At 68.7% G+C, this 12,420-nt stretch carries 13 protein-coding genes and 1 pseudogene; 6 read left to right on the top strand and 8 right to left on the bottom strand.

All coding sequences use genetic code 11. From position 1 onward, the window contains the following. On the bottom strand, nucleotides 1-1,104 hold a 1,104-nt coding region (locus VKN16_15835; GenBank protein ID HME95677.1), incomplete at its 3' end, for an extracellular solute-binding protein. A gap of 287 nt (nucleotides 1,105-1,391) precedes the next feature. Here VKN16_15835 and VKN16_15830 point away from each other — a divergent pair. Both VKN16_15830 and VKN16_15825 read left to right on the top strand, forming a co-directional pair. Further along, the gene (locus VKN16_15830; GenBank protein ID HME95676.1) at nucleotides 1,392-2,051 is read left to right on the top strand and encodes a peroxiredoxin; all 660 of its coding nucleotides are present in this window, start codon (nucleotides 1,392-1,394) and stop codon (nucleotides 2,049-2,051) included. A gap of 95 nt (nucleotides 2,052-2,146) precedes the next feature. Next, on the top strand, nucleotides 2,147-3,046 hold the full coding sequence (locus VKN16_15825; GenBank protein HME95675.1) for a PLP-dependent cysteine synthase family protein: 900 nt from the start codon (nucleotides 2,147-2,149) through the stop codon (nucleotides 3,044-3,046). Between the two features lie 21 nt (nucleotides 3,047-3,067). Here the strand turns inward: VKN16_15825 and VKN16_15820 are convergent, their stop codons facing one another. Both VKN16_15820 and VKN16_15815 read right to left on the bottom strand, forming a co-directional pair. Then, a complete protein-coding gene (locus VKN16_15820) occupies nucleotides 3,068-3,736 on the bottom strand; it encodes a protocatechuate 3,4-dioxygenase (protein HME95674.1) in 669 nt (222 codons plus the stop codon). A 226-nt stretch (nucleotides 3,737-3,962) separates the two neighbouring features. Continuing rightward, a pseudogene (locus tag VKN16_15815) lies at nucleotides 3,963-4,973 on the bottom strand (SulP family inorganic anion transporter). Between VKN16_15815 and VKN16_15810 the strand changes: the two are divergent. After that, nucleotides 4,897-6,693, top strand: coding sequence for a CHAD domain-containing protein (locus tag VKN16_15810; GenBank protein HME95673.1), 1,797 nt, complete (start codon nucleotides 4,897-4,899; stop codon nucleotides 6,691-6,693). The pseudogene VKN16_15815 and the gene VKN16_15810 overlap by 77 nt on opposite strands. A 40-nt stretch (nucleotides 6,694-6,733) precedes the next feature. Here the strand turns inward: VKN16_15810 and VKN16_15805 are convergent, their stop codons facing one another. From VKN16_15805 to VKN16_15795, 3 genes are read right to left on the bottom strand one after another with little or no spacing between them, the layout of a single operon-like run. Next, nucleotides 6,734-7,363, bottom strand: coding sequence for a hypothetical protein (locus VKN16_15805; protein ID HME95672.1), 630 nt, complete (start codon nucleotides 7,361-7,363; stop codon nucleotides 6,734-6,736). A 5-nt stretch (nucleotides 7,364-7,368) separates the two neighbouring features. After that, nucleotides 7,369-8,223 carry a nucleotidyl transferase AbiEii/AbiGii toxin family protein gene (locus VKN16_15800; protein ID HME95671.1) on the bottom strand — a complete coding sequence of 285 codons (855 nt, stop codon included), beginning with the start codon at nucleotides 8,221-8,223 and terminating at the stop codon, nucleotides 7,369-7,371. Next, nucleotides 8,204-9,256 carry a type IV toxin-antitoxin system AbiEi family antitoxin gene (locus tag VKN16_15795; GenBank protein ID HME95670.1) on the bottom strand — a complete coding sequence of 351 codons (1,053 nt, stop codon included), beginning with the start codon at nucleotides 9,254-9,256 and terminating at the stop codon, nucleotides 8,204-8,206. Before VKN16_15795 ends, VKN16_15800 begins: the two co-directional genes overlap by 20 nt. A gap of 204 nt (nucleotides 9,257-9,460) precedes the next feature. Here VKN16_15795 and VKN16_15790 point away from each other — a divergent pair, with 204 nt between their 5' ends. Together VKN16_15790 and VKN16_15785 are read left to right on the top strand one after the other, a co-directional pair. After that, nucleotides 9,461-9,862, top strand: a complete 402-nt coding sequence (locus VKN16_15790) for a hypothetical protein (protein ID HME95669.1) — start codon at nucleotides 9,461-9,463, stop codon at nucleotides 9,860-9,862. Next, on the top strand, nucleotides 9,859-10,212 hold the full coding sequence (locus VKN16_15785; protein HME95668.1) for a DUF5615 family PIN-like protein: 354 nt from the start codon (nucleotides 9,859-9,861) through the stop codon (nucleotides 10,210-10,212). Before VKN16_15790 ends, VKN16_15785 begins: the two co-directional genes overlap by 4 nt. 515 nt (nucleotides 10,213-10,727) lie before the next feature. Here VKN16_15785 and VKN16_15780 read toward each other — a convergent pair. Together VKN16_15780 and VKN16_15775 are read right to left on the bottom strand one after the other, a co-directional pair. Further along, nucleotides 10,728-11,150, bottom strand: a complete 423-nt coding sequence (locus tag VKN16_15780) for a PIN domain-containing protein (GenBank protein ID HME95667.1) — start codon at nucleotides 11,148-11,150, stop codon at nucleotides 10,728-10,730. Next, nucleotides 11,147-11,614: a hypothetical protein gene (locus VKN16_15775; GenBank protein ID HME95666.1), complete on the bottom strand. Its 468-nt coding sequence runs from the start codon at nucleotides 11,612-11,614 to the stop codon at nucleotides 11,147-11,149. Before VKN16_15775 ends, VKN16_15780 begins: the two co-directional genes overlap by 4 nt. A 99-nt stretch (nucleotides 11,615-11,713) precedes the next feature. Between VKN16_15775 and VKN16_15770 the strand changes: the two genes are divergently transcribed. Then, nucleotides 11,714-12,420 (top strand): CocE/NonD family hydrolase (locus VKN16_15770; protein ID HME95665.1); only part of this gene is annotated, 707 nt, incomplete at its 3' end.

Here is a 12,420-nt window from a genome sequence, read left to right as displayed (position 1 = left end):
GCCGCTGCCGAGCATCGCGTCGGTCGCGAGGCGATTGGCCTGCGTGTACTGGCCGTCCTTGGTGCGGCCGCCCAGGTACTGCAGCAGCTTCCAGGCCCACTCCCGGTTCTTCGTCGCGCTGGTGAGGATGTAGAGCATCGTGTAGCCGATGGTCTTGCCGTCGCCCGGGTGCCCGACCACGCGCCCCTTGCCGGCGATGGGCGAGTTGGCCGCGTCGTTCACGAGGCTCACGTAATAGTGGTGGAGCGTGCCGAGGTAGACGTGCTGGCCGGCGTTGAACGCCTTCACGGCCGGGATGAAGCGGAGGTTGAGCGAGTTGGGATCCGCCAGCTCCTCCTTGAACGTGTTCTGCCACCACTTGAGCGTCTCGCGCGCCACGGAGCCGGCCCCGAGCTGCGGCGCGAGCTGCTTGTCGAAGATCACGCCGCCGCGGTTGTGCGTCATGCTGAACCAGGTCGCCGGGAGCTGCTCGAAGCCCGCGCCCGCCACCCAGAGGATCGGATACTTGCAGACCCCGTCCTTCTTGGCCTTGCGGCACTGCTCGAGCAGCTCTGGGTAGCTCTTGAAGGGCTTGCCCTTGAACCCGGCTCGGGCGAGCAGCTCGTCGTTGTAGATGAAGACCCACACCGTGGAGAAGTACGGGAGCCCCCACGTCTTGCCGTCGCGCTGGGCGATGGCCTTCGTGAATGGGGTGAAGTCCTTCACGTACTGATCGACGCCGGGCAGCCCGTCGATGGGCGTGGCGATGCCCTGGTCGATGTAGCTCGCGAGGTACTGCATGGGCGACTGCGAGACGTCGACGGTGTCGCCCGCCGCGTACATGGCGGTGAGCTTCGCCACCTGCGGCTCGACGTTGGGCTCGATGATCTGGTTGATCTTGACCGACCAGTCCTGCTCGAACTGCCTGGCGATCTGCTCGTAGATCTTGCCGTACTGCCAGACCACGAAGGTGACCTGCGACGGCGTGCCGGCCGGCCGCTCCGCCCAGGGCCCGGTCTGCGCGCCGAGCGCACCCGGCATCATCGAAAGTCCCGCGGCCGCGGCAGACGTGCGAAGGAGCTGGCGGCGATCAAGCTGGGCGGGCGAGAACGGCGATCTGGCCATGGCTGCCTCCCGGGAAGGAGGGTTCACTCCGGAGCGACGTGCGGCGGGCCGGATCCTCGTGCGTCACCGCTCGGGCCCCGCCTGCACGCGGCGCGTGCAGGATAGGCGAAGCGCCGCGCGCCACGCAAGCGCCGAGCCCGGCGCCGGCGGGGACCAGGCCGGCGGCTGCCCGAAGGCGCCTTGACTCTCCCCGGCCCTGAGAGTAGACAAGGGGGACTTCCTGGCGCGCTCCGGCAGACGGCGGAAACGGTCGATGCTTCAACGTTCTTCACGAAATGGAGGTCGGTATGTCATTGAGAATCAACAGCGAGGCTCCCAACTTCACCGCGGACACCACGCAAGGCCGGATCAACTTCCACGAGTGGATCGGAGACGGCTGGGCCATCCTGTTCTCGCATCCGAAGAACTTCACCCCCGTCTGCACGACCGAGCTCGGCTACATGGCGGGGCTGAAACCCGACTTCGAGAAGCGGAACTGCAAGATCATCGGGATCAGCGTGGATTCGGTTCCCGATCACGAGAAGTGGTCGAAGGACATCGAGGAAACGCAGGGCCACGCGGTGAGCTACCCCTTGATCGGCGACCCCGAGCTCAAGGTGGCGAAGGCGTATGACATGCTGCCGGAGGACGCGGGCAACAAAGCCCAGGGCCGGACCGCGGCCGACAACGCGACCGTGCGCTCCGTCTTCGTCATCGGGCCGGACAAGAAGGTCAAGGCGATGCTGACCTATCCCATGAGCACCGGCCGCAACTTCGACGAGGTCCTGCGCCTCCTGGACTCCTGCCAGCTCACCGCGAAACACAAGGTGGCCACCCCGGTGAACTGGAAGCAGGGTGGGGACGTCATCATCTCGCCGGCGGTCTCGGACGACGACGCGAAGAAGGCCTACCCGGGCGGTTGGAAGTCCCCGAAGCCGTACATCCGGATCGTTCCCCAGCCCCGATAGGCGACGCTCGCTCACCGGCGGCGGTCTGTCCCCGCCGCCGGTGAGCGGCTGACCCGGCCGGCTCTCCCATGCCGTGGGACCGACGCATCGAACCGTTGCTGGCCCGCTACCCGGCGCTCCGGGCGATCGGCAACACTCCGCTGGTACCGGTGAGCGTGTTCGGCGACGAGCGGCCCGGCGTCGAGGTGCTGGCCAAGATGGAATGCCTCAACCCGGGCGGCTCGCTCAAGGACCGGCCGGTCTTGAACATGCTGCTCGCGGCCCTGGCGAATGGCCGCCTGCGGCCCGGCAAGACCATCCTGGACAGCTCATCGGGCAACGCGGGGATCGCGTACGCGATGGTGGGTCGGATCATCGGCTACCCGGTCGAGATCGTCATCCCCGACAATGCCAGCACCGAACGGAAGAAGCGCCTGCTGGCACACGGCGCTCGGCTGACCTATACGGACGCGCTGAAGGGCTACGACGAAGCGTTGCGGGAGGTCCACCGCCGGCATGACGCCGACGCGGAGAATTATTTCTTCTGCGACCAGTACAGCAACGAGGACAACTGGCGCGCCCACTACGAGACGACGGCGGTCGAGATCCTCGAGCAAACCGGAGGCCGGCTGACGCATCTTGTCGTCGGGGTCGGGACGGGAGGCACGGTGACCGGCCTGGGGCGACGGCTGAAGGAGCACGACCCCGCGATCCGCGTCGTGTGTGTCATCCCGGAGGTGTTCCCCGGGATCGAAGGGCTCAAGCCGCTCGGGCCTGGGGATATCGTTCCCGCGATCCTCGACGAGGCGGTCATCGACGAACGGATACCGGTCACCAGCGAGGATGCCTACGCGATGTGCGTCAGGCTAGCCCGTGCCGGATTTTTCGTGGGCCAGTCGTCCGGGGCCTACATGGTGGGCGTTGAACGTATCGCCCGTCGCGAGCGAGCGGGACGTGTCGTGACCTTGTTCAACGACCTGGGAGAACGCTACTTCTCCACCCGCCTCTGGAACTGACCCCGCTGCCGTTTCTGACTGTCACCCCTTGTAGACGACGATGTCGAATCGAACCAGCTTGGAATCCGGCTCGAGCTCCGCAGTCGGCTCGAGCAGGGGCATGATCAGGAGCTCCTTGCGCCCCGCACTGTTGAGAAAGACATCCGTCGCGTTGTACGGATCGCCGGCGAAATACATCTGCGTGACGAGCCGATCCTCCCGACCGGTGACCTGGAAGTGGATGTGCGCCGGCCGCATCATGTTGGGTCCGGCGGGGTACGCGGCGGGCTTGATCGTCTTGAATCGATAACGGCCCTCCACATCGGTCTTCAGGGTCGCAGCCCCATCGAAGTTCGGATCCAGCGGCGCCCGATTGGGGTCGCTCGGATGCGTGTACCGTCCGTGGGCATTGGCCTGCCAGACCTCGACCGTGGCATCGCGGACCGGCTGGCCGGCGAGATTCAGCACGCGCCCCATGACGTTGAGGACCTGACCCTCGGCGCGCCCGGGTCGACCGGGCACGCGGGTCAGATCAGACGTGGCCGGGAGCGACTTGAGCGGATAGAACGGGCCGAGGATCTGACCGGGTGTCCGTGCGAGTCCCGTCTGGGAAGACGCGACGCGTGGTGGAACTACCGCCGACGCGGCCAGAATGGCCAGCATGGCCAGGACTTCACGCCGGTCGACATCACCGATCGAGTACGTCGCCATAGTCGTCCTCTGTCACTGGGAGGGGCGAAGCGTTCGCCGCGCGTCATCACGCGCTCATCGGCTCAGCGATCATCGGCGCGATTCGCAGCCATGTCAATCGTCGCGCCTATTGCTTCTTGTCGCCCGAGCACACACCGGGAGCTGATCCGGACCCGCCAGCTGACGTTCGAGATCCTGACGGACCGCGGAAACGAAGTCGCCGGGAAGTGCGGGCTGCGCTTCCCGCTCAGCCGCCCGCCGATCTCACGGTTGCGGTGGCATCCGGCGCGGCCCCCAGGTAACGAGCGACCGCGACCTCGACGTTGAAGTGCATGCGGTCGCGGCCGAGCGTCGGCCAGAGCGACGAGCGCTGGATCACCTCGAGCACGCTCGGGTTGAGCCCGACCAGCCACAACGAGACCCCGCGGTGGCGCTGGCGCCGCTCGGCCTCGATCAGCATCTTCAGGGCGGTGTACTCGAGATCGGGCACGCCGTTGAGGTCGAGGGCCACGACGCTCGGCTTCGGCGCCGCCTCCTCCATGGCCGCCCGCAGCTTCTCCGCGATGCGCTCCGCGTTGGCGAAGAACACGCGGCCCTCCAAGCGGAGGATCAGGAGACCGGGGAAGGATTCGTCCTGGGGGTGCTCCGTCGAGCGCGGCCGGAAGACGTTGGTGCCGGGCTTGCGGACGAGGACGTGGACCGGAGGGTTGGTCGCCTGCTGGGCAAGAGCGATCAGGGACACCACGATGGCCACGAGGATGCCCTGCAGGGTCCCCAGGAGGACCACGCCCGCGAGCGCGGTCAGGGCCCAGATGAACTCGGTTCGTCGGACCGCGAGGATGGCCCGGAAGTCCGCCGGCTTGATCAGCCCGATCGAGTAGACGATGACCACCGCGGCCAGGACCGTGTGCGGCAAGAGCCCGATGAGGCCCGCGAGGAAGAGCATCGTGAGGAGCGTGGCCGCCGCGGTAACCAGCTCGGCCAACTGCGTGCGGGCTCCCGCGAGGCGGTTCACGGCAGTCTGGGACGTGCCGCCACCCGCCGGCATGGCTCCCAGGAGCGCGCCGCCCGCAGTCGCGAGTCCCGTCGCCACTAGCTCCTGGTTCGGCCGCAGCGGAGGCTCTTCGCTCGTCGCGAACGCGCGTCCGGCCGCGATCGTCTCGGTGAAGCTCATCAGGGCGATGCCGAGGGCCCCCGGCCAGAGCTGCGCGACGAGCGAAACATCGAAAGGGGTGAAGGATGGGAGGCCCGGCGGTACGTCTGCATCCACTCGAGCAGCGGAACCGAGCCAGTCATGTCGACCTCGACGACGAGGAGTGTGTGGGTTTGCGATCTCACACCCGCGGGCGAGTATAATCTGGCCCGTAGGGTATTTCTCGTTCCCTCGGTACACCCCGGTGGAGATAGAAGCCAAGTACACGGTTGCTCGCCCGGCCGTCTTCGTCACCCTGCTCGAGCTCGGAGCGGTGGACGGCTATGCGCTTCACCCCGCGGGCGAACGACACCTGGTCGATCACTACCTGGACACGGCGCAGCGTGCTCTCCTGCGCGCGGGCTACAGCTGCCGGCTGCGCGAGACCGAGGGAGGCGAGCGCTGGGTGGTGACCGTCAAGGAGCTGGCCCGGGCCGAGGGCGGGGTCCACCGGCGTGAAGAGTATGAATGCGAGATCGCGCGATACGGGCCACCCGGCGAGTGGCCCGACGGCCCGGCGCGCGAGGTCGTCAGCGGCTTGGCCAAGGACCAGGCGCTCGCCGAGCTCTTCGCCCTGCGCCAGCACCGGGTCCTCCGAGCCGTGGAGCGGGACGGACGTGCCGTCGGCGAGCTGTCGCTCGATACCGTCGAGATCGATGTCGAGGGACACCGGACGGCGATGCACGAGGTCGAGATCGAGCTCGCGGGAGACGGCACGCTGGACGATCTTCGGGCAATCGACGCCGGCCTCGGTGCGTTCGAGCTCGAGCCGCAGCCAGCGTCCAAGTTCGAGCGCGCTCTGGCCATCCTGGACAGCCCTCGCGGGGCGGCGCCCCGGAAGAAGAAGAAAACCCCTGGCGTCCGCGCCGACGAGCCGCTAGCGGAGGCCGGCCGAAAGATCCTCCGCTTTCACTACGAACGCATGCGGGCCAGCGAGGCGGGTACCCTCGAGGGCCAGGACATCGAAGCCCTCCATCGCATGCGAGTCGCCACCCGCCGCCAGCGGGCCGCCTTCCGGATCATCGCTCCCCAGTTCCGGCGCAAGGCCATCGACGCCTTCCGGGACGAGCTGAAGACGGCGGCCGAGCGCCTCGGGGCGGTCCGCGACCTGGACGTGCTGATCGAGGCGGCGGAGCGACACGGGGCCTCACTCGGCCCGGCCGACGCGAGGTCATTCACGCCCGTTCTCGACGACTGGCAGCGACGGCGTCGTGTCGCGCGGGACGAGCTGGTCGCCTATCTGAAGGCGGACAACTACCGATCGTTCACCGAAAGCTACGGGGCGTTCCTCTCCACCACAGGCGCCGGCGTGAAGGACGTCGACGCGGGCGATCCACCCAGGCCACAGCTGGTCCGGCACCTCCTGCCCGCCGCCGTCTGGGAGCACTATGGCAACGTGCGCGCCTATGAGACCGTGCTGGGCTGGGCGTCTCTCGAGACCATCCACGCGCTCCGGATCGAGGGCAAGCGCCTGCGCTATCTGCTGGAGTTCTTCAGCGAGGTATTGGGTCCCGGGCCAGCCCCCGCCATCGAGGCGCTGGTGGCGCTGCAGGATCATATCGGCGACCTGCACGATGCGGAGGTGGCGATGGGCCTGCTTCGTGAGTTCCTGATTCGCGGCACGCAGGCGTCGATCGACCCCGCGGTTGCCGGTGCGGCCAAGCGCTACCTCGGGGTCGAGCAGGCCCGCCTTCGTGCCCTGGAGCGAACGCTGACGCGGCCATGGCGGCGCGTCGCGAGCCCGCGGGTTCGACTCCTTCTGGCCCGCGCGCTGGCGGCGCTGTAGGGCACGCCATGGAGCTCCTTGTCCATGGCGGGCGAGCCCCTCATTCGTGCGGTCCCCGGTGCGCCGTGGCGTCCTTGTCGACCCAGTCCGCTTCTTCCCACGTCACCCCCTTGCGTCCGGGCACCGTCCGCCGCGCGCCCGCCCGGTAGAGCGCGCAGGACTTCGGCCCGTAGCAGAAGGTCTCGAACCGGTAACGGACGTCGTCGCGCGGCTTCCACGGGTCCACGATCATATCGACCGGCATGCGGCATCCCCAGAGGCACGCGTGGCACTTCGCGTCGTAGGTCTGGGCATCGAGACGCCGGTGACCGCGCTCCCGGTACACCGGCAGCTCGGGCGGCACGCCGAGCCAGGGCGGCGGCGGAGGGTTGGTCTCGGGCGCGCGCTCCAGCAGCTCGAGCCGCACCGTCTTGTAGTAGTCTACCGGCTCGCTGCGCGGGTCGGCCACGGGCTGCGACTCGCCTTTCAGAACGTCGCCCGCCCGGAAGCGATGCTTCGCCTGGGTGCCGGCGCCGATGCCTACCAGGAACTCGCCGCGCCGATCGCCGATCGTGCCGTCGAGCCGCAGCGCGTAGCCGAGGTAGGTGTGCGTGCGCTCGTCGAACGACCGCGTGAGGCGGATCCGTGGCTGAATCGCGAGCAGGATACCCTGCCAGGGCATCGTCGGCATCCGTCTCAGCCCTCCTGGAGTCCCACCTGAAACTGACCGATCAGCCCTCGTGCGAGGGCGACGGGATCCCGGGCGGCGCCCATCTCCCGGGCCATGGCCCGGGAAAGTCGTTCCAGGTTCCGCTCGTCGTCGAGCAGCGCCAGCAACGTGCGTCTCGTCTCAGCCCGGCTGATCCGTGCCACGTCCCGACCGAGCAGTCTCGGGCCCGCCAGATCCGCGTCGTAGCCGGCAGCCTCCAGGACCGCGATCTCGGCGCCGTACAGGCGATCCTCGTTTCCGGCCGCGTGATACCGGCGCAGCAGCATGGCGAGGTCGATCGCATCGCGGGGATCCGCCGCGCCGCGATCGGCCCAGGCGATCAGCTTCAGGAGGGCCAGCCCCGGCAGCGACACGACGCGCACGACGAAGCCCGGGTCAACCTCGGCTGGTACCGCCGCGTCGAAGGCCTCGCGGTAGCCGGTCACACTCATCACGACGGATCGGTCCGGAGGCCAGGCGATCGTCGCACCTGGGTCCTCGATGGCGCCGAAGGGGATGAGATCGATCGGATAGCCGCGCTGTTCCCCGCGTAGATGAAAGAGCCGGTGGACGATCTGCCGATCCGGCACGAAGGCACCCGTTCCGACCAGGCTAGTCCTCATCGCCTCGAACGCAGGCCACCCATCCACGGCGATGGCCAGGTCCACATCGCGGGTACCCCGGCCCGTCTCCAGACCGAACACGCCGACCAGCACGATGTCACGCGCGGTCGCCCCGGTCACGAGGTACTCGACGCCGAGCGCCCGGGCGACGGGATCGACCTGCCTCAGGATCGCGATCGCCAGCGGATCGACGGGCCGATCAGGCGCGACGGACAGCATGCTCGAGGTGCTGCTCGCGGATCCGCCTGGCAGCCTCGAGATTGCGCGGATCGAGCGTGGCCATGAGATCGGTGTAGACGAGCAAGGGCGGCACCAGGCCCGGCAGGCCGTCCTGCTCAGGAAGCGCCCAGAACGTGTCGAGGATCTCGACGTTGCCCTGCGGATCGGCGCGCAGGCGATGCTCCTGCGCGAGCGAGGCCAGGGCATCCCGAGCCGGGGCCGGCTCCACATAGATGGTGACGGTGCCCGGCTTGAGATGGCCGGCCAGCTTCGCCGCCGCGACCTCGCCACCCCAGCGCGCGCCGGCGGGGAGATGCGCCAGCTCCCACCAGCCGGGGTCGGCCGCCCGGAACCGCCGCGGATTGAGCTTGGGTCGCAACCGGATCGGGAAGTTCGTGGCCCATTCGTCGAGGAGCCGGGTGGGCTCCAGCAGGCGGCGATTCCGGCGCTGCCCGGCCGCGGTGAGATAGCCCCGGCGCTCGAGATCGAAGAGTGCCCAGCCGACCGTCCCGAGCCCGATTCCTGCGGCCGCCGCGATCTCCCGGTAGGGGGCGTTGAGCAGCTCCGGCCTGCAGAGCAGAACGAACACCGCGCGAAGGGCGGTGGCGGTGCCGCCCCGCGCGGGCCTTCCAGCTCCTCCCGTGAGGGGCTCCGGCGGTCGCTCGCCCTGGACGAAGATGTAGAGCCCCGGTGCACGCAGGTAGGCATTGCCGGCGGTATCGATGAACTGCAGATCGAGCGACTCGCGGCAATGCCGGGCGAGGGCGGTCGTGAGATAGGGGGTGACCAGCACCCCTTTCTGACCGTAGGCCTCGAGTCGATGCTTGGCGGCGGCCAGTGCGACGGGGCGGTCGACGGCCTTGACCTCGGCATAGAGCTGGTGACGCTTGCCGCCCACCTCGAGCTCGATGACGACGTCCGCCCGAGGCCCCTTCAGGTTCCCAGGCTGCCGGGCTTCGAATTCTGCCGTCAGGCCGGTCGTGCGACGCAAGCCGGCGAGTGCGCGCTTCAGAACCTCCGTGTCCTGGGCCATGGTGCCCCCTGTGTTCGATTATCTTCATTGTTCAAGATACGTGAACAGATGTACGAATAGAACAAAATGAGAGAGTACATTGTATTCGCCTGTCTTACAGGGTAAGCTCGGCGAGAGATGGCCGCCAAACCTCCCCGAGACCGAGACGGGCAGGCTCGCAAGCGCCGTCCCCGGCGCTACCCCGAGGCGACGGTCTCCACCACGATGCGCCTCCGCCAGTCCGTGCGCGAGCATCTGGAGGCCTGGGCGGCCCGCGGCCGCCGGTCGGTGTCCGAAGTCGCCCAGGAGCTGATCGAGGAGGGGATCCGCATGCGGGAGTGCCCCGGGATCTATTTCGCCTCGGAGCCCGCGGGCCGCACCGCGAAGGTCGCCGGTACGGGCCTGGCCGTCTGGGAGGTGCTGCGCGACCACGTCCAGGACCAGGACCTCGAGCGCGTCCGCCGGGCCTTCGGCCAGCTCTCCCAGGCCCAGATCACCGCGGCGGTGATGTACGGCAGCCGCTACCCGGAAGAGATCCGCCGGGAGGTCGAGGCCAACGCGGCGCTCACCCCGGAGGCCCTCGCGCTCCGCCATCCCGGCCTGGTTCGCGTCCTCCCGCTCGGGTGAAGCTCTACCTGGACGAGAATCTCTCACCACGGATCGCGGAGCTGCTACGGGCGCGGGGGCTGGATGCCACCAGCGCGCATGAAGCCGGCAACACGCAGATCGCCGACGCGGCGCAGCTCCGATACGCCACCGATCAGGCGCGCGCCATCGTCACCTGCGACGTGGCCGACTTCGTCGCCCTGGCGACCGAGGCGATCGCCGCGAACGTCGACCACGCCGGGATCGTGATCCTCTCGTCCCGGTTCCGGACGGATGACTTCCACGGCATCGCCGATGCGATCGAGCAGGCCGCGCGCCGCTACCCGGAGGGATTGACCGGCGCGGTGCTCTACCTCGCGCGCCCGACGTGACACTGCTCACTCATCCGGCCCTCGGTGCGATGGTCGGCCGAGATCCTCCGCCTGCAGCGTGTCCTCATCGCGGACACCCGCAGCAACGGATGGAACGCGGCCTACATCGGTCCGCCCGAGTGGCAGCACAAGAGCCAGGTCCTCGACCAGTGGTGCGAGACGGAACGGCGCGACCCGAAGACGATCCTGCGCACGGTGAACCTCGGGTTCTATCTCGGGGCCGACGCGAAGGCCGCGGCGCGCGCCGAGGCGGTCTTCCGAGGCCACTGGGGCGACAACGCCGATTGCGTCGACCGCACCGGCTACCTGCGGGGTACGGTGGCGGAGGCGCGGGCCATGGTTGACCAGTTCCGGGCGCTCGACTGCACCCGGCTCTGCATCGCGCTCCGCGAGGGGCCCTACGACTGGGAGGCCCTGGAGGCGTTCGCCGCCGAGATCGTACGCGCGAGCGAGGTGAGGCATTCGCGGCCGAGCGGCCATCGGCAAGTGAGCCCCGCAGAATTCTGCCCGGCGCATCAGAGGAAGGCGCGATCGAGCGACACCAGGAACTGGATGCCCGGAACGGTGAATCGGCTCAGGCGGTCGTCGTTGGTAATGAACAGGTCGACATCGGCCTGGGCGGCGCACGCGAGCTGAATCGCATCCGGAGGACGGATGCCGCGGATGAGCCGGATCTCGGCGTACCGCCGAGCCGCCTCCCGGTCGAACGCGATCAGGCGCGCGGTGCGCGAGAGGACGTCCTCGTAGCGCTGGCGCAGCGCCGTATCACCCTGCTCGACCGGCTTCACGAGCACCTCGCTGAGCGTGAGGGTCGAGGTGCAGAGCTCGTCTTCGCGCTCCAGCATGCGCTCTCGGATCCGGGCGACCTGTTCCGACTGTGGGCCAGCGCCCTCCATGAGATAGATGAAGAGGTTGGTATCCCAGAAGACGCGGCTCACTCCCAGCCCTCCCGCAGTCGGCGCACGTACCGGTCGGCCGGCTCGCTCGCCCACAGGTCACGGCCGGAGCCGCGGAGGGCAAGGAGCGGGTCCGCTTCGGGTTTGAGGCCGCGCCGGCCGCCGTATTCCTTCTCGTACCAGTCCAGCAGCCGGTGGTACCGGGCGGGAATCGCCGCGCGGCCGGGCGTCACCTTGCCGCCCCGCCGAGCTTCATCCGCAGGGTCCCCGGGCCGGTAGAGACGCCGACGGTTGGGCCCTGTCTCGAGCAGCATCCGGTAGCGGCCAGGATTCGGCGGACGATTGGCCACGCAATGCACGACCGCGTGGACGTAGACGCCCGGCCGCAGCTCCGGTGTCAGACCCTCCTTTCGAGCGCGTTCCACGATCTCGGCGACAGTGAAGTCATCGCGCTCGGGATGCTCCCGGTGAAGCAGGGCCGTCACGATCCACACCTCATCGGCCACCTTCAGCTCATGCCGTGGTTTCGTTCCATTCATGAATACAAAGATATTATGAATAATTCAAAACTCAAGGGCTAAGTGTTCGTGGCAGAATCCGGCCCGATGAAACCCCTGGACCCCTCCGCCCGCGCCTCCCGCCCCGAGCTCGACGTGCATCTCACCGAGAACGTGATGGTCGCCACGCGCGACGGCGTGCGCCTGGCCACCGACATCTACCGCCCGGCCCGCGACGGCCGCCCCGTGAACGACCCCCGCCCGGTCCTGCTCCACCGCACGCCCTACAACAAGACCGAGACCGAGGCCACCGGGGGCGAGTGCCGCTACTTCGCCGCGCGCGGCTACGTGGTGGTGAACCGGGACTGCCGCGGCTGCTTTCTCTCCGAGGGCGAGGTGAGCTTCCTCATCCCCGAGGCCGAGGACGGCGCCGACACCCTGGCCTGGGTCCGCAAGCAGCCCTGGTGCGACGGCACGGTGGGCACCTTCGGCACCTCGTGGGCGGGCTGGACGCAGACCGCCACCGCCGCGCTGGGCCCCGAGGGCCTGGCGACGATGATCCCCAACATGAGCGGCGCCGACGCCCACGAGTCCAGCGTGCGCCACGGCGGCGCGCTCGAGCTGCGCTTCCTGGCCTGGGCCTTCTGGCACTCGGCCTACAACACGCAGGCCGCGCTGACCGCGCAGCCCTGGGTGCAGGCCGCACTCAACCAGGGCGCCCCGCGCTTCTCCGACTGGCTCGAGCGCATGCCCCTCCGCCCCGGCCAGACCCAGCTCGCGCTGGTGCCGCCCTATGAGAAGTGGGCGCTCGAGAT

This window comes from Candidatus Methylomirabilota bacterium, assembly GCA_035315345.1.
Lineage (GTDB): Bacteria > Methylomirabilota > Methylomirabilia > Rokubacteriales > CSP1-6 > CAMLFJ01.
This window is presented reverse-complemented; position numbering and strand designations above follow the sequence as displayed.